15 protein-coding genes are annotated in these 19,661 nt (G+C 73.1%); 12 read left to right on the plus strand and 3 right to left on the minus strand.

The window, feature by feature from the left end; genetic code table 11:
• The first annotated feature begins 36 nt into the window (after positions 1-36).
• From lhgO to HCC30_RS13800, 3 genes are all read left to right on the plus strand, one after another.
• Positions 37-1,275 (plus strand): L-2-hydroxyglutarate oxidase, encoded by a 1,239-nt coding sequence (lhgO, locus tag HCC30_RS13790; protein ID WP_169442789.1) that lies wholly within the window; start codon positions 37-39, stop codon positions 1,273-1,275.
• Positions 1,276-1,696: 421 nt separating this feature from the next.
• Positions 1,697-3,118: an MFS transporter gene (locus tag HCC30_RS13795; RefSeq protein WP_169442790.1), complete on the plus strand. Its 1,422-nt coding sequence runs from the start codon at positions 1,697-1,699 to the stop codon at positions 3,116-3,118.
• Between the two features lie 438 nt (positions 3,119-3,556).
• A complete protein-coding gene (locus HCC30_RS13800) occupies positions 3,557-4,081 on the plus strand; it encodes a hypothetical protein (RefSeq protein ID WP_169442791.1) in 525 nt (174 codons plus the stop codon).
• A gap of 128 nt (positions 4,082-4,209) precedes the next feature.
• Here the strand turns inward: HCC30_RS13800 and HCC30_RS13805 are convergent, their stop codons facing one another.
• A complete protein-coding gene (locus HCC30_RS13805) occupies positions 4,210-5,154 on the minus strand; it encodes an MBL fold metallo-hydrolase (protein ID WP_169442792.1) in 945 nt (314 codons plus the stop codon).
• A gap of 305 nt (positions 5,155-5,459) precedes the next feature.
• Here HCC30_RS13805 and HCC30_RS13810 point away from each other — a divergent pair, with 305 nt between their 5' ends.
• The 3 genes from HCC30_RS13810 (at position 5,460) to HCC30_RS13820 (ending at position 7,804) form a co-directional block, all read left to right on the plus strand.
• Entirely contained in the window at positions 5,460-5,696 is a 237-nt protein-coding gene (locus HCC30_RS13810) for a hypothetical protein (protein ID WP_169442793.1), read from the plus strand.
• Entirely contained in the window at positions 5,683-7,110 is a 1,428-nt protein-coding gene (locus tag HCC30_RS13815; RefSeq protein ID WP_169442794.1) for an amidase, read from the plus strand. The genes HCC30_RS13810 and HCC30_RS13815 overlap by 14 nt, the downstream gene beginning before the upstream one ends.
• Positions 7,111-7,237: 127 nt before the next feature.
• Entirely contained in the window at positions 7,238-7,804 is a 567-nt protein-coding gene (locus tag HCC30_RS13820) for a TetR/AcrR family transcriptional regulator (RefSeq protein WP_169442795.1), read from the plus strand.
• Between the two features lie 542 nt (positions 7,805-8,346).
• Here the strand turns inward: HCC30_RS13820 and HCC30_RS29165 are convergent.
• A complete protein-coding gene (locus HCC30_RS29165) occupies positions 8,347-8,688 on the minus strand; it encodes a DUF4232 domain-containing protein (RefSeq protein WP_346776621.1) in 342 nt (113 codons plus the stop codon).
• 654 nt (positions 8,689-9,342) lie between these two features.
• Here HCC30_RS29165 and HCC30_RS13830 point away from each other — a divergent pair.
• From HCC30_RS13830 to HCC30_RS13855, 6 genes are all read left to right on the plus strand, one after another.
• Positions 9,343-9,501 (plus strand): hypothetical protein, encoded by a 159-nt coding sequence (locus HCC30_RS13830; RefSeq protein ID WP_169442797.1) that lies wholly within the window; start codon positions 9,343-9,345, stop codon positions 9,499-9,501.
• A 1,053-nt stretch (positions 9,502-10,554) separates the two neighbouring features.
• Complete coding sequence (locus HCC30_RS13835; RefSeq protein WP_169442798.1) at positions 10,555-11,073, plus strand: GNAT family N-acetyltransferase; 519 nt, start codon at positions 10,555-10,557, stop codon at positions 11,071-11,073.
• A 771-nt stretch (positions 11,074-11,844) separates the two neighbouring features.
• The gene (locus HCC30_RS13840; RefSeq protein WP_169442799.1) at positions 11,845-13,059 is read left to right on the plus strand and encodes a cytochrome P450; all 1,215 of its coding nucleotides are present in this window, start codon (positions 11,845-11,847) and stop codon (positions 13,057-13,059) included.
• A 90-nt stretch (positions 13,060-13,149) separates the two neighbouring features.
• The gene (locus tag HCC30_RS13845) at positions 13,150-13,458 is read left to right on the plus strand and encodes a trypco2 family protein (RefSeq protein WP_169442800.1); all 309 of its coding nucleotides are present in this window, start codon (positions 13,150-13,152) and stop codon (positions 13,456-13,458) included.
• Positions 13,459-13,465: 7 nt separating this feature from the next.
• Positions 13,466-17,686 (plus strand): trypsin-like peptidase domain-containing protein, encoded by a 4,221-nt coding sequence (locus HCC30_RS13850; protein WP_169442801.1) that lies wholly within the window; start codon positions 13,466-13,468, stop codon positions 17,684-17,686.
• 108 nt (positions 17,687-17,794) lie between these two features.
• A complete protein-coding gene (locus tag HCC30_RS13855) occupies positions 17,795-18,241 on the plus strand; it encodes a hypothetical protein (RefSeq protein WP_206323795.1) in 447 nt (148 codons plus the stop codon).
• Between the two features lie 73 nt (positions 18,242-18,314).
• On the opposite strand, the gene HCC30_RS13860 is transcribed toward HCC30_RS13855, so the two are convergent.
• Entirely contained in the window at positions 18,315-19,652 is a 1,338-nt protein-coding gene (locus HCC30_RS13860) for an amidohydrolase (RefSeq protein ID WP_169442802.1), read from the minus strand.
• Between the last annotated feature and the right edge of the window lie 9 nt (positions 19,653-19,661).

Raw genomic sequence — 19,661 nt, forward strand, 5'->3', positions numbered from 1 at the left:
AGAAGCTGCGGGCCACTTCTCGGGAAGGTTTGCCGGATGTCACGTGCCATCGACGTCGCCGTCATCGGAGGCGGACTGCTGGGGCTCGCCACGGCACGGTCGCTGCTGCGCGCACAGCCCCAACTCTCCGTCGCCGTCCTGGAGAAGGAGGCCCGCTGGGGTGCCCACCAGTCCGGACACAACAGCAACGTCATCCACAGCGGCCTCTACTACCCGCCGGGCAGCCTCAAGGCGCGCCTCGCCCGGGCCGGCGGCGAGGCGATGATCCGCTACTGCGAGGAGCACGAGGTCCCCGTCAAGCGCACCGGCAAGCTCGTCGTCGCCACCTCCACCTCCCAACTCCCCGGACTGGAGACGCTCGCCGACCGCGGCCGCGCGAACGGCGTCACGGTACGGAGACTGAACCGGGCCGAGATCGCCGAGACCGAACCGCACGTCGCCGGCGTGGCCGCGCTGGCCGTCGCCGACACCGCGATGACCGACTTCGGCCGCGTGTGCCAGGCCCTCGCCGCCGAGACCGGCGGCCTCGGAGCGGACCTCCTGACCGGCGCCCCCGCCCTGTCCTTCACGACCGCGGGCGACCGGACGGTCATCCGCACCCCGGTCGGCGAATTCCGGGCGCGGATCATCATCAACTGCGCCGGGCTGCACAGCGACCGGATCGCGGCAGCCGCCGGCGACCGTCCCACGGTGCGGATCATGCCCTTCCGCGGCGAGTACGCCGAGGTACGCCCCGCCCGCCGGGGACTGGTCAACAACCCCGTCTACCCCGTACCCGACCCCGAACTCCCCTTCCTCGGCGTGCACATCACGCCCATGCTCGACGGCTCCGTCCACGTCGGCCCCAACGCCGTCCCCGCACTGGCCCGCCAGGGATACCGCTGGCGCGACATCGACCCCCGCATGGTGGGCGAACTGCTCCGGGACCCGGCGCTGCGCGGCCTCGCCCGCCGCTTCTGGCGGTACGGCGCCGCCGAGATCAGCCGCTCACTGATCCGGCCGCTGTTCGTACGCGACGTCCGGCGCCTGGTCCCCGAGATCGAGAGCCGCGACCTGCGCCCGCACGGCAGCGGCGTCCGCGCCCAAGCCGTCACCGCCGACGGGCAGTTGGTCGACGACTTCGTCATCAGCCGCACCCCGCGCGCCGTCCACGTGCTCAACGCCCCCTCGCCCGCAGCCACCTCCAGCCTCCACATCGGCGCTCGCATCGCCTCCGACGCCCTCGAAACACTCGACCTCCCCGGCCCCGCGCGCTCCGTACGCGAAGCCTGCTGAGTCCAGGCAGGGCGGCCCCCGAGCCCGGGCCTCCGGGCCTGACCTTGCGGGCCCGCAGCGGCTCCCGAGTCCGCGAACTCGAGGGGATCGCTGAGCCCGCCGGGTTGCTGAACTCCCTGGCCCCGGGTTTTCCGGGCCCGCCAGCCCGTCGGGGTTGCTTGTCCCGATGGGCGGGTCGGATTCGCTGGGCCTCCTGAGCCCCCGCGAGTCCTGCCTACCTGCTGTACCCGCCGATCCCTCGAGCCCGGCCGAACGGCCGTGGCTGTCGGAAGGATTGCGACTGCTAGGCCCGCCAGGGGACTTCGGGGCCCGGGCTGGGGCGACGACCCGGCCCCACCTTGCCCCGAACACCCCTCCCTCTCGTCCCCCCCCCACAGCCCCACCGCACCTTCTCTCCTTCAACGGTGATCGAGGAATGCTCATGGCGAACACCCCGCACCCCCACTCGCCGGACCCGGCGCAGAACCCGGATCCCCGGGCCGCACGCCGCCGCGTGGCCACGGCCACCATCGTGGGATCGGCCCTGGAGTGGTACGACTTCTACCTCTACGCGGCCATGGCCGCGCTGGTCTTCGGCAAGATCTTCTTCCCGCAGACCGACGCCACCGCCGGCACCCTGGCCGCGTTTGCCACCTTCGCGGCAGGCTTCCTGGCCAGGCCGTTCGGCGGCATCCTGTTCGGCCACCTCGCCGACCGCATCGGACGCCGCAACGTACTGATCATCACCTTCATCCTGATGGGCGTCTCCACCGGTTTGATCGGCCTGCTGCCGACCTACGGAAGCGTCGGCGTCCTCGCCCCCGTCGCCCTGGTGGTCCTGCGCATCCTGCAGGGCCTGGGCTCCGGTGCCGAGTACAGCAGCGCCGCCGTGGTCGCCTACGAGCACGCGGACGACGGACGGCGCGGCAGGCAGGGCGCCTGGCCCGCGCTGGGGCTCAACCTCGGTCTCCTGCTCTCCTCTCTGACGGTCACGGCCCTGACCGGCCTGAGCCAGGAAGCCCTGCTGACCTGGGGCTGGCGCATCCCGTTCGTCGCGAGCTTCGCCCTCGCCGGAGTGGGGCTGTGGGTACGACGCCGCGTCCCCGAGTCGCCTGGCTTCCAGGGCAGTAAGCGGCAGGGCGCGGGAGACGGCGACGGAGCGGCGGCCCGTCAGATCCCGTTCGTCTCGCTGATCCGCCGGAACCGGCGCGGCCTGCTGGCAGTGCTCGCCGTCGCTCTCGGGTACAACGCGCTGAGCTACATCTTCAAGACCTTCTCGATGGCCTACCTCTCCGACTTCCAGGACGTCCCCGCCGGTGTCGGCGCGTTCGGCATCACCCTGGCCAGCGCCGCGGCGATCTTCACCGTGCCGCTCTTCGGGTGGGCCAGCGACCGCTTCGGAAGCCGCCGGGTGCTGGTGGCCGGCGGCATTGCCTCGGCGCTGTTCGCGTTCCCCTTCTTCATGCTGCTCGACACCCGGAACACCACCGCGATCTGGGTGTGCCTCGTCATCGCCACCGGCGTCCTGGCGCCGGCCATGTTCGCGCCGCAGGGCTCCTTCCTCTCCCGCCAGTTCCCGTCGGACGTCAGGGTCAGCGGCGTCGGCACCGGGCGGGAGTTCGGTGGCGCCGTCTCGGGCGGCCTGGCTCCGCTCGCGGCTTTGGCCATCGTCGGCGCGAGCACGACCCACGCGACCTGGGGCGTGTCCCTGCTCCTCGTCGCAGGCGCCGTCGTAGTCGTCCTCGGCGCCGCCCTCGATCAGGGCGCCCGACGGCCCACCCCGGCTGATGGGCAGCCCACGCCTGTCCCCGCCCAGGCGCAGGAAAGTACCGAGGCCGAGCTCCAGGCCGACCGGGCCCGCTGAGCCCCGACCCCCGGACGGCACCGGCGACGCCCTCCCCGCGGCCCGCCGGTGCCGTTGCTTTGACCCAACAGGGCTTGCGCGGCAGTCAGTTGGGCGGACGGAGGTGTTCGGGGTGTCAGCCGGCCGGATGGCGTGGACGGGTGACGAGCTGGGCGTGCGAGGGGCTGGAGGTGTGGCGCCGGTGGCCGGTTGTCAGGGTGGACGGTCTCGCGGGCCGGCTCGAGACTGCGTCCGCCGTATGGCTCTCGCGACCCGATGGCCCGCCCCGCCGCAGCGGAACCGTCTTGCTGTCACCGTGCCGCCGATAGGGGAGTGCCCGCTGTACGCCAGCGGGGCGAGAGTCTCCCGTGGTGCCGCGCGGCGGCCCGGCCCCACCCATGTCGGTTTTTCATACTCGCGGGACCAGCAGCGAGCCCGCGAGCAGAACAGGAACCCCACGTGAGACGCACCCTTCTCCGCCCCGTCGCGACCAGCATCCTTGCCCTGAGCGTGCTCGGCTCCGTCGCGGCGTCGGCCGCGGCGGACGACACCCCGACCGCCGAGCAGCTCCGCCCCGTCGCGGTCGGCGCACCCGAACCGCCCGCGCCGGACGCCCAGTCGGGCCCTGCCGAGCAGAACCAGCAGCGTCCCGTACAGCAGCCGCAGCACGGACCCGCCGAGCCTTCCGCCGGGACCGGGGCGGAGTCGGCGCGCGCGACGAACCATGCGCACGCGGACCGGAAGGTGGTGCGGCTGTGGCAGCCCTTCCGGGTGCTCGGCAAGGCGACCGGTATCAAGCACGGCAGCACGGCCGTGCTCCAGCAGAAGCAGCACGGCAAGTGGGTCACGCTGCCGATCCGCGTTCCGGTCGGCCATGACGGTACGTACGGGATGCACGTCCAGCTCGGCCTCAAGGGCAAGAACGAACTGCGCACCGTCGCCGGAGGCGTGGCCTCCCCGGCGTTCACCGTAACCGTTCGCTGACGCCTCGCCGTCGCGGCCGCACACCGGCCCGCCTCGCCGGCCTTCCGGCGCGGCGGGCCGGTGTGTGTACGGGAGTGGGGGCGTCCAGGAGGGGACGGCGGTCCTTCCGAGGTGTGGGGTGCGTCGTTTCACAGGCGCTCCGTGCGGAGTTCGGGCGGTACGGGGGCGAGACGGTGGGTGGTGCCATGGGTGCGCAGACGTCCGGCAGTGGGCGGGGGGAAGTGAGTACCGAGGACGAGCGTTTCGGTGTCCGCGAGGGACCTGATCAGGGAACGGCGAGTGGCTTCGGCCTGCACCGGGTCGATGTCGACGCAGCTGCCGATGCCGGGGTGCGGCAGCTGGACGGGATGATGCACGCAGTCGCCCGTGATCAGCGCCGTCGCATCGTCGTCCCGTAGCCCGACCGCGAGGTGTCCCGGCGTGTGGCCGGGGGTGGGCAGCAAGCGCAGGCCGGGCGCGACGTCGGTCCCGTTCTCGGCAACGTCGACGAGGTCCAGTAGTCCCGCCGCGCGGACGGGGTCCACGGAGTCGCGGAACATCTGGCGCCGTGGCTCGTCCATCGCGTAGCCGGCCCAGAAGTCCCACTCCGTGCGGCTCGTCAGATAGCGGGCACGGGGGAAGGTCGGTTCCCATGTGCCTCCGGATTTCCGGGTGTTCCAGCCGACGTGGTCCGTGTGCAGGTGGGTGAGGATCACCAGGTCCACCGACTCCGGCGGGAAGCCGGCTTGCGTGAGCCGGTCCAGGTAGTCGGTGTTCAGGTCGTTCCAGGCGGGGTTGGCCCGGGGCTTGCCGTTGCCGATGCCGGTGTCGACGAGGACCCGCAGGCCGCCCGTGGTGAGGGCGAAGCTGTGGCTGGCCAGTCGCGGGACACCTTGCTCGTCGGCGAAGTCAGGGCTCAGCCAGGGGTGTTGCGTCACGACTTCACCGGTGGCCTCGGGGAGCAGCCAGGGGCCGGTGGCGGGCGGGAGCGAGGTCTCGTCGATGCGGTGGACGGCGATGTTCCCCACTTCCCAGGTTGGGATGCCGGGGGTGTGTGCGGGGGTGTGGTTGGTGGCGCGGGCGGTGGCGGACATGTCGGCCTCGTTGTCTGGTGGGGCGTCACGTGGGTGCTCGTGCGGGGGCGGAGGGGGGCGTTGGAGAGGTTCGAAAGCTGCGACAGGACACGGGGGGTGGGGTTCGCGACGTGGTCGTCGGGCGGGTGCTGTGCGGCTGGGGCTCTGTGCGGGCGGTTCACATCGACGCTTAAAGCGAATTATTTGCGTGAAGCCACTGTAGGGCCTAGAGTGCGGCTAACGCAATCGATTAGCTTTTGGGTTCTTCGGGGGTCGCGCCGGGCGCGACTCGGAACCGGGGGCTGAACGCAAGGGGAGGGGATGTCATGAGCAGCGTTGAACTCACGCCGCCGGAAGTCGCCCGCTGGGCACGGAGGGCGGGAGTCCCGCTCGCGTCGGGGCGAGAGGCGGATGTCGCGGCGACGGCCGCCCACATCGCCGATGTCATCGGAGTCCTAAGGGAGTTGGACCTCGACAGCACGTCGCCGGTGGCCGAGTCCTTGGCGACGGCGTCCCCGGCGGTCGTTTCCCCGGCAGAGGAGCTTGCCGATGCGCGCGTATGAACTCGACGTGGCCACCGCGTCCGCTGCGGTGCGGGCCGGCGAACTGTCACCCCTGGAGCTGGCCGAGTCCGTGCTGGCCCGGATCGAGCAGATGGACCCGCTGCTGGGCGCGTATGTCACCGTGTCGGCCGCCCGTGCGCGCGAGTCGGCCCGGCGGGCCGGGGAGGAGCATGCCGCCGGACGGCTCCGCGGGCCGCTGCACGGAGTGCCGATGGCGCTGAAGGATCTGATCGACGTCGCCGGTCTGCCCACCACGGCCAGTTCCCGAGTCCGGGAGGGACACGTGGCGAAGGCCGACAGCACGGTGGCCGCCCGGCTGGCCGAGGCCGGCACCGCCCTGCTCGGCAAGACCCACACCCACGAGTTCGCCTACGGGCTGACCACACCTCAGACCCGAAACGCCCGGGACTGCGAGCGGGTCGCGGGCGGATCCAGCGGCGGTTCGGCAGTGGCGGTGGCCGCCGGTGCCGCACCGTTCGCGCTGGGCACGGACACCGGCGGATCGATCCGCGTCCCCGCCGCGCTGAACGGCGTCGTCGGGCTCAAGCCGACGTACGGCCGCGTGCCGCGCGAAGGTGTGACGCCGCTGTCTTGGTCCCTCGACCACGTCGGGCCCATCACCCGCACGGTGCGGGACGCCGAGCTCGTCCTGGCTGCCCTGGACGCGCCCAACAGGCGGAATCACGCGTCCGTTTCAGGGCCCGGGGACGGCGGGCCCGTGTCTGAAGAAGGCGCCGTGTCCGGGTTGCGCGGCGTGCGCGTGGGTGTTCCGCGCAACTACTACTTCGAGCACGTCGACCTCGAGGTGGAGACGGCAGTACGTCGTGCCGTCGCCGGACTGGAGGCAATGGGTGCGGAACTCGTCGATGTCGAGATCCCGATGGCGCGGTACGTCCAGGCCGTCCAATGGGGTCTGATGGTCCCCGAGGCGACCGCTGTGCACGAACGGACGCTGCGGGAGACGCCCGAGCTGTACACCCCGGAGGTCCGGGTGCTGCTGGAAGCCGGTGTCACAGTCCCGGCTGTGGATCACCTGCGCGCCCGGCGTGCGCGCGCCCTGATGCGAGAGGAGTGGACGCGGCTGTTCGAGAGCGTCGACGTCATCGCGGCCCCCACCGTCCCGGCGGCGGCAGCACGGGTCGGCCAGTCCGCCTTCACCTGGGCCGACGGCAGTACGGAGAGCGTCTCCGATGCCTACGTCCGACTGTCCGCGCCGGCGAACATCACCGGCGTGCCCGCGCTGACCGTGCCCGCCGGGCACGACCGGGACGGGCTGCCGATCGGCCTCCAGCTCATGGCGCGTCCGTGGGGCGAGACGGAGCTGCTGCGCGTCGGCCGCGCCCACGAGGTGGCCAACTCGGAGGCAGGAGAAAGAGGTTCGGTCATCGCGGAGCCGGTCGCCGGTGTCGCGTGAGGAGGTGGAGTAGGGCCGGGGTGGGGGACAGGAGGCCAGCAGGGCAAGCGGGAGCCGGGCGGACGGGCGGGTGAGGCGGTACGGGAGGGAGGCGCTAAACGCAAGTGCGTGGCTTTAGAATGGAGGTATGAGCCCTCGACCCATGGCGCGTCCCGGCGGACGCAGCGCCCGTGTGCAGCAGTCGGTGCACGACGCCGTGCGTGAACTCGAGGCAGAGAAGGGCCGCGAGGGGCTGACCGTCCCGATGGTCGCCGCCAGGGCCGGAGTCACTCCGTCGACCGTCTACCGGCGCTGGGGCACGCTCCAGGAGCTGCTCTCCGACGTCGCGGTGGAGCGGCTGCGCCCCGAGGCGCCGCCGGAGGATCACGGCTCGCTGGTCGCCGACCTGGAGGCCTGGGCCGAACAGTTCCTGGAGGAGATGTCGTCCGAGGCGGGGCGGGCCTACATCCGGGACGCCCTGCTCGGGGACCCGGACGGCAGCAACGCTGGGCAGTGCTCGTCGTACGCGGAGGAGCAGGTCGCTGCCGTCCTCGACCGGGCGTCCGAGCGCGGGGAGGACGTCCCGGCCAGCGAGACGGTGCTCGACTTGGTCGTGGCGCCGATGATGTACCGCATCCTCTTCCGCCCCGGCCACCTCGACGCTCCGTACGCACGCCAACTCGTCGCCAACGCCCTGTCTGAACAGGACGGTTGACCGACGGGGCCGAGGTCGGTCGGTGGACGGTGGCTGGTTCGGTGCCGAGTGCCTCGGCGGCTCGTGATCGACGGTTGGAGACCAGGCACCGGTAACGGGTGTTCTGGTGGTTCGTGGTCAGAGGCTGGCGGTCCGGTGTCCCATCATCGTTGGTCGGTGACTTCCGGATGTCTTCGACGATGAGCATCTTCTCGCCGCTGAAGTCGCCGGCGGGGCCCGGCTCCACCAGGTCCTGGCCGTTGTGCAGCCACGAGTCGTCCTCCTGCCGGGCCTCGGGCGCCTGCTGCGGCTGGCCGCCCGCCTGCCCGTTCTCCGGCAGTTGTGGCGACCGGTAACCGATGACCGGTAACCGGCGATCCGGTGACGTGTGACCGGTGGTCGGCTACCGGCGGCGGGCGACCGGTAGCCGGTGCTCAGTGGCTCACAACCGGCAGCCGGTAGTTCACAATCCTCACCCGTGAGGCCTGACTGGCGGCAGTGACTCTTGATTGGCATCCCGTGGGCCGGCTTGATGTCCTGCGGTGTCCTGCGGGGCCTGCATGTCACTTGCCGGTGCCGATGGGGTCGACCTCGATGGGGGCGGGGGTGTCGGAGACGGGGACGTTGATGTCGGTGGGGAGGGTGTGTGAGCGGGTCTCGTCGGGCGGGGTGATGGTGAGGCTGGTGTAGGTCAGGCCGCTGCCGCCGGTGTGGTTCGGCGGGTAGTGCAGGGTGAAGCGGGTCTCCTCGCCGGGGCGCACGTTGATCCTGCGGGCGTCGAGTGTGCTGCGCTCGGCGCTGGCGGTGCCCTCCTTGCTCTTGAGGTCGACGCCGGGGAAGCCCTGGAGGGTGCAGGTCACGGAGCCGGTGTTCTTGAGGCTGACCAGGATGTCGCCCTCGCCCATGCCGTGGGAGCTGCGGAAGCCGAGCTGTGAAGTTCGGCAAGAACCGGCGGGGGTGGAGCCGGAGTCGGGCCCCGGCGGGGAAATGGAGGCCGGGGCGCCCTTGCTCTCGGGCTCGGCGCTCTCGGAACCGCTCCCACCGGAGGCGTCGGAGTTGCCGTTTCCGCCGGAGCCTTGGGGTGAGTTCGAAGAAGGTGCAGAGGAGGAGGGAGTGGAGGCCTTGTCGGGTGCTGCCGGGGCGTTGGTGCCCTGGCAGGCGCTGAGTGCGAGACCCGCCGCGAGGGTCAGGGCGGCTGCCGAAAGTTTCTGAATGCGCATCGTGTCTCCTTCGGGGCGCTGCTGCTCACTCCCCGTGAGTGAGCCCTGCTGCCCCTTGGGACCACGGACCTGCCGCCGCCGTTCCGCGCAGGGACCCGGCCACGCGCGCCTGTGACAAAGGAAGAACCGGAACCGGACAATGTGACGTGAGCGCGACATCATCGGCGATGTTCGGCCCGGAACTCGGCCGTTGGGGTTGAACCGTCGCGGGGCCGCGCGTGGTGCGGCGGCGGGGAGGGCGACCGGTCGATGATGCCCCGGTGCTCGGCGGGGACGCGTTCGCGCGTATTCGGTGGGCACGGCCATCGGAGAAGCGACGCACTGTGGGAGCTGAGTGATATGTCCGACCCCCTCGCCCGGTGGGTGGAGCGCCTGCTAGCACTGTCCGACGGGATCGACCGCGCCGAAGCCGAGAAGTTCGTCCGCGAGCTCTACGCGGCAGCGCAGTCGGACCTGGACGCGGACAAGGCCGAGAGTGAGTTCCAGCGCGAAGAGTAGTGCCGGTACGCCGGTACGGCCGTGGGCAGGGCCATGGTCACGGGTACGGTCCTGGCGCAGCTGCGCGGCGGCGCCGGGACCGTGCCTCTATCCCGCGCTCGCTCCCAACCTGCTTGCTGCGCTCGCCCGCCCAGGTGGCTCAGGCTCTCGGCAGGCGGCATCTTCAGTGGGGGATTGGCGCGGAGGTCTGACCCGAAGTCGGTGTCGGATGCGCGGAGTCCAGACTCGGACACTTCTGGGGCCCAGCCGATGTCGCGGATTCCGGGGGCTCGCAGGCGCGGTCTCGTACGCCGTGCGACGCAGCGGGGGAGCGAGGAAGGAGGCAGGTGGAGCAAACAGGGGTGTGATGCGTATGCGGGGGGGGGGGATAGTTCTGTCTTCTGGCCGGTGAGTTTGCGGTGGGGCCGTAGCCTTCCAGGGCTGGGGTGTTGAAGTGGGGGCTGAGGGCGAACAGTTCGTCGTCGGGATCCGGGCTCCGGCGTGCGAGCGTCGTGCGTTGCGTGGCGCCGGTGTCCGTAGCTGGGCATCTGGGCGAGAGCCAGGTCGAACGGTCGGCCGAGTGGGCGTAGTTGGGGCGCGACCCACCTCGTGGTCTGCGTTCAGCGGCTCGCGTGCCCTCCAACTGCTGGGCCACAGCTGCCATTTCACGGGAGATGTCAACGCCGAGCACGTCGGTGAGGAAGGTGTTGCAGGCCAGGTCGGGTACCGATGGGCCGCGTATGTCACCGACCAGGGTCCAGTGAGTCGGGGGTCACCGCGTATCGCTGCCAGTGGCAGGGGCCTGAAGCGCTCGGAAGCCTCGCGCCCCTGCGCGTCAAGCACTCCGATCCTCGGGGCGGGCGCACGCGCAGCCTCCGGCGAATAGTCGTCTCGTGCTCCGGCGCCCGGGCTCGCAGGATGATTGCGAACCGGGACGCGGGGCGGAGGCAGGGGGCCCGTAACGGAAAGCAGAGTGATGGTGCGACAGACAGCGATGGTGCCCGGCCGCGTTCGCGTCCCGCGGCCGGCAAATCAAGTGCGTCCCCGTCACCCCGCGTGATAGCCCTCGGCCTCATGGATGACCTTCTGACAGAGCGGCTGGTGCTTCATCCGATGAGTGTCAGGGAGGCGGAGGGAGTGGTAGCGGGGGAGCCGGGGAGTGGTGTTCGGTGGGCGTGGGGGTATCCCACCGGTGGGGACGTGGTTGCTGCGAGGCGGTTTCTGGAGGTCTGTGCCCGGGTCGGGGATCCGCGGCCGTTCGGTACCTATGCGATCCGGCGGCGTGAGGACGGTCGGGTGATCGGGGGTCTGGGGTTTCACGGGCCGGTCGGTGAGGACGGCAGCGTCACGATCGGTTACGGGCTGGTCCCGTCGGTGCGGGGCAGGGGGTATGCCTCCGAAGCTCTGCGCGGGTTGCTGCTGTTCGCGCGGTCGCGTGGTGTCACCCGGGTGAAGGGGGACGCCGATCACGGCAACCTCGCGTCGCAGTACGTCATGACGGCGGCGGGGATGTGGCCGGCCGGAGAGGACGCAGGTGTCAGGTACTTCGAGATCACCTGGGACGGTGCGTCGGCGGATGCCCCGCGCTCCTAGTCCGCCCATTTCCCCGCGTGCCCGTCCCCAAGTGGCCCGGGCCCGGGTGCGCGAGGGCTCGGGGGGGGCGAGGCGGAGAGCGATCAGTGCGGGGCGCGTGGGTTGTCGGCGAGCCGGAGCAGTGAACGCGGGGGTACGAACGTCGAGTTGAGCGGGCGGGTGCGTCGGAGGTCGTGGCCGACGGGTCAGGTGGTGGGAGGCTGTGGAACGTGGGGATGGTGGCGGAACCGGTGATGGCGTCGAAGAGCGTCTCGATACCGGAGCCCGGGCCGAATGCGTTGCAGGGCCCGTTCCTTGCCGGTCCTTGTGCCGCGCCTCGGTGGGAAGGGCCGCACGTCTTGGACGGTCCGGATCTCGCCACCCACGTCTGACCATCCCAGAGCTGAGCCTGGCGGGACGGGGCGCACTCGCTGCGGGACGCGCCGCTCCGGCTGCCTGCAACTGACCACTCTCGCCGGACTCGACACAGCGCTTCGCCGACTCGGGACTGGACACCCCCGGCTTCACGGCAGCCACGCGGACATGTAGACGAACCACGAACCACGAACCACGCGCCGCCCCTACCCCGCGCGTACACCGCACGCCCGGCCACCCGTGCGCCGTTCTCCCGCGCCGCCCCCCCCGCAGACCGCACGCCGCGCGCCCGCGTCGCACGCGCCCACCCGTACACACCGCGTACCCGCCCGCACCGTGCCCCCACCCAGCACACCCCCATAGCCCCCCAGCCCCCACCCCACTACCGTGTACCCCCCCGCCGGAGGAGGAGCCCCCATGCCCCAGAGCGCACCCCCCGACATCCTGTCCGAGGCGTTTGCGGCGGATCCGTATCCGGCGTATCGGGTGCTGCGTGAGGAGTATCCGCTGCTGTGGCACGAGGCGACGGGGAGTTATCTCGTCTCCCGGTACGAGGATGTCCAACGCGCCTTCCGGGAGCCGGTGTTCACCACCGAGAATTACGTGTGGCAGCTGGAGCCTGTGCACGGGCGGACCATTGTTCAGTTGAGCGGGCGTGAGCATGCTGTGCGTCGGGCGTTGCTGGCTCCGGCGTTCAGGGGGCGGACGCTGGAGGAGAAGTTCCTTCCCGTGATCGAGCGCAATGCGGGCGAGTTGATCGAGGGCATTCTGCGTACGGGGAGTGGCACGGCCGATCTGGTGGACGCCTTCGCCACCCGTTTCCCGATCAATGTCATTGTCGACATGCTGGGGCTGGACAAGGCCGATCACCCCCGGTTCCACGCCTGGTACACGGCGATCGTCGGTTTCTTCTCCAACCTTTCGCAGGATCCCGAGGTCGCCGCGGCCGGGCTGCGGACGCGGGACGAGCTGGCGGCGTACATGATCCCCGTCATCCGGGAGCGCCGCGCCGCCCCGGGGGACGATCTGCTGTCGGTGCTGTGCGAGGCGGAGATCGACGGGACCCGGATGAGTGACGAGGAGATCAAGGCGTTCGTCTCGCTGCTCTTCGCCGCGGGCGGCGAGACCACGGACAAGGCCGTCTCCGGTGTGCTGCGTCATCTCCTCGAACACCCGGCGCAGTTGGCCGCCGTACGCGAGGACCGCACGCTGATCGGCCCGGCGCTGGCCGAGACGCTGCGTCGTACCCCGCCGGTCCAGATGATCATGCGGGAGGCCGCGGCGGACGTGACGCTCTCCGGCGGCACGGTCCCCGCCGGGTCCACCGTCAACTGCCTGATCGGCGCGGCCAACCGGGACCCGGAGCGCTTCACCGACCCGGACGTCTTCGACCTCCACCGCCCCGACCTCACCGCCTCCTCCGCCTTCAGCGCCGCCGCCGACCACCTGGCCTTCGCGCTCGGACGGCACTTCTGCGTCGGCGCCCTGCTGGCCAAGGCCGAGGTGGAGACCGCCGTTTCGATGCTCCTGGACGCCCTCCCCGGCCTGGCGCTCCAGGACGGCCGCACCCCGAGGGAGGAGGGCGTCTTCGTCCGAGGCCTGAACACCCTCCCCGTCCGCTTCACCCCCTGACCGGCGCCCGGGTTCGCCGGGCGTGGCCTTGTACGATGCAGACCGGCGCAGGTCGACGCAGTCCGGTGAGCAGCCGAGGGGGGCCACGACGTGATCGAACTATCCGACATGATCCGCGAGTTGAGGCGCGAACTGAACGCCGCCATGGCGGACGGGGAGGGGGACGCCGTGCGGTTCGCGCTCGGCACGGCCGAGATCGAGGCGACCGTCGCCGTGGACCGCGAGGCCGGAGCCGACGGAAGGGTCCGCTTCTGGGTGCTCGAAGCGGGCGGCAGCGGCAAGGAGACCGCCTCCCGGACGCAGCGGATCACCCTCACCCTGGAACCGAGAACGGTGGCCGCGGACGGCACCACGGCCACCGCGCTGATCGCGGGTGACGAGGTCGACGGGGAGCGCTGATCCGGGCATGGAGCTCGACGACGGGCTGCGTGCCGAGCACGTCGCGGAGATCATCGTCGGGCTGCCGGACGGCGCCGGACGCCGCGGCTCGGGCTGCCTCACCGCACCGGCGCGGGTACTGACCGCGGCGCACGTGGTCGCCGGCGCCTCCGCGCTCCGGGTGCGCTTCGACGCCGACCGCCCGGGCGAGCGGACGGTGGAGGCCGCCGTCGCCTGGCGGCACGAGGGGATCGACGTCGCCGTCCTCGCCCTGCCGGAGGCGGACGGGCAGCCCGCCGCGAAGCCGCTCGGCTTCGGCCGGATTCCCGAGCAGGACGCCGTGCTGCGGTGCAGCGCCGTCGGCTTCCCCCGGTTCAAGCTGCGCGCGGGGGAGGACGCGTCGCGGTTCCGCGACTCGGAACACGTCCTGGCCACCTGCGCGTTGCTGTCCAACCGCCGCGAGGGCACCCTCGATCTGACCGTCACGCCGCCCGGCGAAGCGCGGGCCGCCGACGTCTCGCCGTGGGAGGGCATGTCGGGCGCCGCCGTGCTCAGCGGCGGCCGGATCGTCGGCGTCGTCGCCCGCCACCACCGCTCCGACGGCCCGGGGCGGATCGCCGCGAGCCGGGTGGACCGCTGGGCCGAGCGTCTGACCGCGCGGGAGCTGGCGGAGCTGGAGGCCGCGCTCGGCCACGGGCTCGGCACCGCTGACCTGCCGAACGTGCTGCCGCCGGACCGGCTCGGCCTCGTCGAGGCCGCCTACACGGCCCAGCTGCGGGACATCGCCCCCGAGGAACTGCTGGGCCGCGAGCGGGACCTGCGGCGGCTGGTCGCCTTCTGCGCGGGGGCCGAACCGTACCTGTGGTTGCAGGGTCCGCCGTGGGCGGGCAAGACGGCGCTGGCCGCCTCGTTCGCGCTGCACCCGCCGCGCGGCGTCGTCCCCGTGTGGTTCTTCGTCACCTCCCGCTTCGCCGGTCAGGCGGACAGCGAGGCGTACACCGACGCGGTGGTCCACCAGCTCGCCGCCGTCGCGGGCCGCGAACCCTCGGGGCACGCCTCGCCCGTCGCCCGCGACGGCGAACGGCGGCAGCTGCTGCACGAGGCCGCGGAGCGGGTGGCCCGGGACGCGGGCACCCTGCTGCTCGTCGTCGACGGCCTGGACGAGGACCAGTCGGCGGCCGCCGGCGGCCGGACCCCCAGCATCGCCTCGCTGCTGCCGCAGCGGCTCCCGCCGAACGTCCGCGTCCTCGTCACCAGCAGGCCGCGCCCCGGGGTGCCGCCGGACGTCGGCGGCGGCCATCCGCTGCGGCACTGCACCGTGCGGCAGCTGGCGACGGTGGAGGCCGCCCGGCACACCGAGCACGAGGCCAGGTACGAGCTCTCGGACCTGCTGCTGGAGGACGAACTCGGCCGCGAGATGGTCGGGTTGCTGGCCGCCGCGCGCGGCAGCCTGACCTCCTTCGACCTGCGGGAACTCACCCTGCGCACCAAGCACGAGGTGGAACGGCACCTGGGCGGCACCTTCGGCCGCATCCTGCGCACCCGGGGCACGTTCGCCGAGTACGACAGCTACACCGGCACCCGCGGCTTCCTGTTCGCGCACGAGACGCTGCTCGTCGCGGCACTGGAGGCGCTCGGCCCCGACATCGGCCCGTACCGGACGCGGCTGCACGCCTGGGCGGACGGCTACGCGGCCCGCGGCTGGCCCGAGGAGACCCCCGCGTACCTGCTCCAGCCCTACACCCGGATGCTGCTCTCCCTCGGCGACGTCCGCAGGGCGACGGCCCTGGCCACCGACGCCGGGCGGCACGAGCGGATGCGCGAGGTCACCGGCGGCGACGCCGCCGCGCTGGCCGAGACCGAGGCGGTACGGGCCGCGGTGCGCGACGCGGACCCGGACGACGTCGGCAGCCAGGCCGTCCTCGTCGCCGCCGCCGACCTGCTGGCCCGCCGCAACCAGGCGCTGCCCCCGGAACTTCCCCTCGCCGCGGCCCGGTTGGGCCAGTTCCAGCGGGCCGTGTCGCTGGCGCGCAGCAGCTTCCGGGCCGTCGACCGGGCCCGTGCTTTGGCCGGGGTGGCGCGGGTCCTGGCGGAGACGGGCGGACAGCGGGACGGGGACGACGGGCAGCAGGCGGAGGGGGACCGGCGGCGGGCGGTGTCCCTCGCCCGGGAGGCAGTCGCGCTCGCGACAGAGGAGCGGCTGCGGGACCGCCGCCGGAGGTTCCGTCAGGACACCGACGACGCGCTGCACACCGCGGCCGTGGCCCTGACGCGGGCGGGCCGGGAGGACGAGGCCCTGCGGCTGCTGCCGCGGGGCAGTGGCGGCGGCAGCCGGCCCCTGGTGCCCGCCGAGCTGGCTCTCGCCGCGCGCCGCGCCGGGTCCGTGCGTGCGGACGAGCTGTGGAGCCGGGCCGAGGAGGCGGCCGAGGGCCTGCCGACCGCCTCGCAGCGCATCGGCGCCCTGGCCGCGATGGCGGAAGCCTGCGCCGAGGACGAACCGGGCCGCGCCGGGCGGCTGTTCGACCGGGTGCGGCACACCGCCGACGCGGAACCGGCGACGTCGACGGCGGTGACCTCGGCGGCCGCGGCGGCACTCGCCCGGGCCCGCCCACGCGAGGCCGCACGGTACGCCGAGCGGACGGACGGGTGGGCAGCGTTCCTGACGCGGCACGCCGGGGCCGGGGAGAACGTGCGGCTCGCACCGACGCACGACGCGGTGTGCGCGCTGGCGGTCACCGGGGAGCCGGTCAAGGCCCAGGAGCTCATCGAGCTCACCCGCGGCCGCTTCGACATGGTCCGGGATTTCCCGCCGCACGTCTGGGCCTCGGTGGCGCTCGCGTGGGCGCACCACGGGCACGCCGGAGCGACGGCCCAGGCGCTGCGTGAGCTCAGGGAGGCCGCGGGTTCCCCGCCGTCCCTCGTGCCGTACCGACTGCCCTGCGCGATCGGGCGGGCGCTCGCCCGGGAGGGCCAGGTCCGGGACTTGGAAGGCGCGGTGGCGGAGGTGTTTCCCGACCCCAGGGAGGCCGCCGAGGCGTTGGCCGCGGCCGCCGGAGCCCTCGTCGGGAGCGAACCCGGGCGTGCGGTGGAGGTGCTGGGGGCGGCCGAGCACGCCGCGTCACGGGCCGGGAGCGACGCGGTCGACCGGAAACAGGACGAGGCGTCGGCAGCGCTGGCCACCGGCTGCGCCGCGATCGGTGAACTCGCGGACGCGGAGCGGCTGATCGGCACGATCGGCAGCCCCGACATCCGCGCGGGCGCTCTGGCCGCGGTCTCCCTCGCGGACACCGGCGCGCGCCTTCCCGACGCGCCCTCGCTCGCCGAGGCCGCAGCCCAGGAGGCGGGAGGCGTCGGGGGCATCGGTCTCCGGTCGCATGCCATCGCCGCTGCGGCGCAGGCGTTGGCCGACGCGGGGGAGGGGGAGCGGGCCATGGCGCTGGCCGACTGCCTGGAGCCGAACCGGCCCTGGGAGTACGGACATCTGCCCCAGGCGCATGCCCTCCGGGACGCGTGCCGGACCTCGGTCGCGGCACGGCTGTGGCGGCACGACCCCGCGGCGGCGGCCGCACTGGCGGACCGGATCGAGGGCCGGGCCCGCACCGAGGCAGGCAGCTATGGGGCCGTCCTGCCCCTTGCCGGGCTCCTGGCCGCCACCGGAAGGCGGGACCCGGAGCGGGCGCGGCGGCTGGCGGAGGCGCTGGTGCTCCTGCCGCTGGACGAACCGCGGGGCGCCCGGGCCGACAACCGGGTGCTGCGGGCCCTGCTCTGTGCCGGCACCGAACCGGAGGCGTCCCGGCGTCTGCTGGAGGAGGCGGAGCCGGGGGCCGGCTCGTTCGACACCACCGGCGCCCTGGCCCTCGCGCGTGTGGTCTCCGGCGACGACAAGGCGGCCGAGGACCTGGTCGACGGGGTCGACGACGCCTCGGAGCGGGCCGAGCTGTACGCGGCCCTGGCCTCGTACCTCACCGGAGGGGACGAAGTCCCGCCGCTCGTCCTCCCGTTCGGGACGCACCGGCCCGTCCTGCGCACGGCCCTCGCGCTCGCCGCGTACCGCACGCCCCCTCCGGCGGGTCCCGCCACCGAGGGCCGCGCCCGCCGCTTCCTGGACCGCGCGCTCGCGGGCGAGGGCTGGTACCACGCGGTCCCCGTGCTCGCGGCGGTCGACCCCGCGACGGTGGAGCGGGTCCGGGACGTGGCCTTCGCGCACCTCGGGCTGCGGACCGGACGGCGTCGCCGTACGCGGGGCTGACGCGGCGGGCCGCGGATTTCCCATCCGTGTTGCGGCCGCCGGGCGGTGCGGTGTTGGCTTTGGGCGACGGCGGTGTGTGGCCGCGCGGAGTGAAGATGGGGTGGGGCGATGGACCCGGTGTCGGTGGGGTTGTTGACGGCGGTGGCCGGTGGGGCCGGCGGCGAGCTGGGCCGTCAGGTGTGGACGGGGCTGAGCGCGCTGGTGCGCCGTCCCTTCGGCCGTGGCGGCAACGGGCAGGCGGTGGAGGTCAGTTCGGGGGAGCCCGAGCTGGTCGCGCTGGAGCGGGCCCCGGACGAGGTGGAGCACGCGCAGGCACTGAGCACGGCGCTGGCGGTACGGGCGGCGGTGGACCCGGAGTTCGCGCCCGCGCTGCGGGAGTGGGTGCGCGAGGCGGAGCAGGCGCGGGAGGCGCGCGGCGGCGACGTGCACAACGAGATCCGCGGCGGCACCTTCAACGGCATCACCATCCAGGGCCGCGACATCCACCACATGAACGTCCACCAGCCGCCGGCCGCCCCGCGTGAGGACCCCGAATCCCCGGACGGCGTCCGGTAGTTCCCGCCGCGGGGGGAGACCCGGGGCCCGGCCCGCGCCCGCCGACTCGGGCGCGCGGGCCGGTCCCGGCGGGTCAGCCGACCGGTTCGCCGTCGCGGCCCACGACGCGGCCGCCGTGCACGACCATGGCGCGGTCCGGGAGGTCGATGACGATCTGCGGCACGCACTCGCCGCGTACGAGGTAGAAGTCGGCCGGGTCGCCCGGCTTGAAGTCGACCTTGGGGAGGTGCATGACGTCGGAGCCGCCGTCCGCGCCCACCCGGTGGCAGTCGTCCAGTTCCTCGTCGAGGCGGACGTCGGTGATCAGGCCGAGCTGGTGCGTGCGGTGCAGCATGTCGCCGTTGCCGAACGGGCTCCACGCGTCCCGCACGCCGTCGGTGCCGAGGCCCACGGCGACGCCGTGCTCGCGCAGCCGGGCGACGGGCAGCACCGTCGACTCCGAGGGCGCCACCGTGGTCAGGGAGATGTCGAGCTCGCCCATGTCCTCGGCGAGGGCGCCGAGTTCGCGGTCGTCCAGGCCCGGCAGGCAGAAGACGTGACTGACGGTCACCTTGCCGCGCAGGGACAGCGCCCGGGTGCGGTCGATGATGTCCCGCAGCGGCTTCAGCCCGTCCTGGCCCCGGTCGTGCAGGTGGATGTCGAGGCCGACGCCGTGCCGGTCCGCGAGGCCGAAGACGAGGTCGAGCTGCTCGTCGGACGCCTGGTCGAAGCTGATCGGGTCGATGCCGCCGATCATGTCGACGAGTCCGGTGCGCGCGGCCTCCTCCAGCAGTTCGGCGGTGCCGGGCTTGCGGATGACGCCGTGCTGCGGGAAGGCCACGATCTGCAGGTCGAGCGCGTGCCGCAGCCGCTTGCCCGCCTCGGCCACGCCCTCGGCGCAGGCCAGGTCGTACTCGGGCGCGACGTCCGCGTGCGCCCGCATCGCGCGGGTGCCGGTGGCCACGGCGTGCGCCATCAGGCCGTGGGCGCGCTCGCCGACCGAGCGGTCCTGGCTGCGGTACAGCTCGACGTCCTGCTCGGCGTAGTCGGCGATGCCGTCCGCCGGCCTGCGGGTCACCCACTTCCCGCCCCAGGTCGTCTTGTCGGGGTGGACGTGCGCGTTCACCAGCGTCGGCAGCGCGATGAGCCCGCCGCCGTCCACGACCTCGGCCCCCTCGGGCGCGGGCCGGTCGCTGAACTTGCCGTCGACGACGGTGAGATCGACGGCCTCGGCGGCGCCGTACGGCCGCACGTTGCGGAAGACGACGGGGCCGCCGGAGGTGCCGCTCCCGTCCGCCGCGGCCGTCGCGGACCCCGTCGCCGGGGCGGCCTGCGCGGTCCGCGCGGTGGCTGCGGTGCCTGCCAGGGCGGCGGCTCCGGCGATCATCGAGCGCCGGGACACCCCGTCGGGGAGCGGGTGGGAGGAGGGCATGAGGGCTCC

Origin of the sequence: Streptomyces sp. HNM0574, from assembly GCF_012726235.1 — a bacterium.
GTDB lineage: Bacteria > Actinomycetota > Actinomycetes > Streptomycetales > Streptomycetaceae > Streptomyces.

Bases quoted from the DNA above. Each gene is read 5' to 3' on its own strand.
- lhgO (WP_169442789.1), top strand. From the start codon at position 37: ATGTCACGTGCCATCGACGTCGCCGTCATCGGAGGCGGACTGCTGGGG.
- HCC30_RS13795 (WP_169442790.1), top strand. From the start codon at position 1,697: ATGGCGAACACCCCGCACCCCCACTCGCCGGACCCGGCGCAGAACCCG.
- HCC30_RS13805 (WP_169442792.1), bottom strand. From the start codon at position 5,154: ATGTCCGCCACCGCCCGCGCCACCAACCACACCCCCGCACACACCCCC.
- HCC30_RS13810 (WP_169442793.1), top strand. From the start codon at position 5,460: ATGAGCAGCGTTGAACTCACGCCGCCGGAAGTCGCCCGCTGGGCACGG.
- HCC30_RS13815 (WP_169442794.1), top strand. From the start codon at position 5,683: ATGCGCGCGTATGAACTCGACGTGGCCACCGCGTCCGCTGCGGTGCGG.
- HCC30_RS13820 (WP_169442795.1), top strand. From the start codon at position 7,238: ATGAGCCCTCGACCCATGGCGCGTCCCGGCGGACGCAGCGCCCGTGTG.
- HCC30_RS29165 (WP_346776621.1), bottom strand. From the start codon at position 8,688: ATGGGCGAGGGCGACATCCTGGTCAGCCTCAAGAACACCGGCTCCGTG.
- HCC30_RS13830 (WP_169442797.1), top strand. From the start codon at position 9,343: ATGTCCGACCCCCTCGCCCGGTGGGTGGAGCGCCTGCTAGCACTGTCC.
- HCC30_RS13835 (WP_169442798.1), top strand. From the start codon at position 10,555: ATGGATGACCTTCTGACAGAGCGGCTGGTGCTTCATCCGATGAGTGTC.
- HCC30_RS13840 (WP_169442799.1), top strand. From the start codon at position 11,845: ATGCCCCAGAGCGCACCCCCCGACATCCTGTCCGAGGCGTTTGCGGCG.
- HCC30_RS13850 (WP_169442801.1), top strand. From the start codon at position 13,466: ATGGAGCTCGACGACGGGCTGCGTGCCGAGCACGTCGCGGAGATCATC.
- HCC30_RS13855 (WP_206323795.1), top strand. From the start codon at position 17,795: ATGGACCCGGTGTCGGTGGGGTTGTTGACGGCGGTGGCCGGTGGGGCC.
- HCC30_RS13860 (WP_169442802.1), bottom strand. From the start codon at position 19,652: ATGCCCTCCTCCCACCCGCTCCCCGACGGGGTGTCCCGGCGCTCGATG.